1 protein-coding gene is annotated in these 1088 nt (G+C 74.6%); it reads right to left on the reverse strand.

Translation table 11 applies throughout. The annotated features are described in order from the left end of the window. Positions 1 to 1068, reverse strand: a 1068-nt coding sequence (locus CCN56_RS40465; protein WP_143664835.1) for a phospho-sugar mutase, incomplete at its 3' end; no start/stop codon positions are given. Positions 1069 to 1088: the final 20 nt, after the last annotated feature.

The raw sequence follows: 1088 nt of genomic DNA on the forward strand, positions 1-1088 counted from the left end.
CGCGGCCTCGGCGATCCGGCCGAGGAGGGACGAGGACACGATCGACTCGGCGAACACGCCGGTGGCGCCCTTGTGCACGAGGTGCGCGGCGAGCAGCGCGCCCACCTCGTCGCCGCGGAGCATCCGCCAGCCGCCCTCGACGTCCGCGTCCGGGACGGCCACGGCGCAGCGGTCGGCGTCCGGGTCGTTCGCGATGACGAGGTCGGGGTCCACGGCCCGGGCGGCCTCGAAGGCCAGGTCCATGGCGCCCGGCTCCTCCGGGTTCGGGAAGGCGACCGTCGGGAACGCCGGGTCCGGCTCGGCCTGTTCGGCGACGAGCGCGGGCGGCGGGAAGCCGGCCCGGCCGAACGCGGCCGTCAGGACCTCCTTGCCGACGCCGTGCATGGCCGTGTAGACGGTCCGCGCGGTACGGGGGGAGCCGGGGGTCAGGACGGCGTCCGTACGCTCCAGGTAGGCCTCCAGGACCTCGTCCCCGAGCACCTCCCAGCCCTCGGAGGCGCGGGGCACGTCGTTCAGCGAGCGGATCGCGCCGATCTCGGCGGCGATCTCCGCGTCGGCCGGAGGCACGATCTGCGAGCCGTCGCCCAGGTAGACCTTGTAGCCGTTGTCGCGCGGCGGGTTGTGGCTCGCGGTCACCTCGACACCGGCGACGGCGCCCAGATGCCTTATGGCGTACGCGAGGACGGGCGTCGGCAGCGGGCGCGGGAGCAGCGCGGCGCGCAGCCCGGCGGCGGTCATCACGGCGGCGGTGTCGCGGGCGAAGTCGACGGACTTGTAGCGGGCGTCGTAGCCGACGACGACGAGGCCGCCGGTCTGGCCCTTGGCCTTGAGGTACGCGGCGAGTCCTGCGGCCGCGCGGATGACGACCGAGCGGTTCATCCGCATGGGTCCGGCGCCGAGCTCACCACGGAGCCCGGCCGTGCCGAACTGCAGCGTGCCGCTGAAACGGGCGGCGAGCTCGTCGGTGGCGTTGCGGTCGAGGAGTGCGGCGAGCTCGTCGCGGGTCTCCTGATCGGGATCCTCGGCGAGCCACGCCTGGGCCCGGGCGAGGAGGTCGTCCTGCGTCACGGTGGTGAGCCTTTCGGGAG

The organism is Streptomyces sp. NRRL B-24572 (genome assembly GCF_002156145.1).
Lineage (GTDB): Bacteria > Actinomycetota > Actinomycetes > Streptomycetales > Streptomycetaceae > Streptomyces > Streptomyces vietnamensis.